Source organism: Cellulomonas sp. P4_A2 (assembly GCF_056402515.1).
Genome location: NZ_JBFUHG010000108.1, coordinates 1 through 453, shown reverse-complemented (window position 1 = coordinate 453; position 453 = coordinate 1). Strand labels below are relative to the sequence as shown.

2 protein-coding genes are annotated in these 453 nt (G+C 71.5%); both read right to left on the bottom strand.

The window, feature by feature from the left end; all coding sequences use genetic code 11:
* On the bottom strand, positions 1-188 hold a 188-nt coding region (locus AC1DUE_RS20315; protein WP_477041211.1), incomplete at its 3' end, for an NUDIX domain-containing protein.
* 52 nt (positions 189-240) lie between these two features.
* On the bottom strand, positions 241-453 hold a 213-nt coding region (locus AC1DUE_RS20310; RefSeq protein ID WP_477041210.1), incomplete at its 5' end, for a LysR substrate-binding domain-containing protein.

Sequence of the window (453 nt, the reverse complement as noted above, 5' to 3'; positions counted from 1 at the left end):
GCGCCGAGCTCCTCGTCCACCTCGCGGTGCAGGGCGTCGACAACGGTTGCGTCCTCGGGCTCGACCCCGCCGCCCGGCGTGAGCCAGTACGGATCCACCCCAGGCTTGGTGCGCTTGATGAGGATGAGGTCGTTGCCGTCGAGCAAGATGGCGCGTGCGGTGCGCTTGACCACAGGACGTTCGGTCATGGCAAGAGAGTGGCCCACAGAACCCGTTCTGAAACACCCGCACGCCCGGGGGTCACCAGTCGGCTGCAGCGCGCACCAGCCACTCGTGCGCCCGCGCGATGTGAGGCAGGGCGAGTGTGCCGGTCCGCGCGGCCAGGAAGTAGGTGCGCAGCGGCGGGACCGGCGGGTCCAGGAGCGCCACCACCTCGCCGCGCTCCAGCGCCCCCTCGCAGAGATAGCGCGGCAGTACGGCAAGCCCTGCGCCCGCGGCGGCGCACTCCAGGAC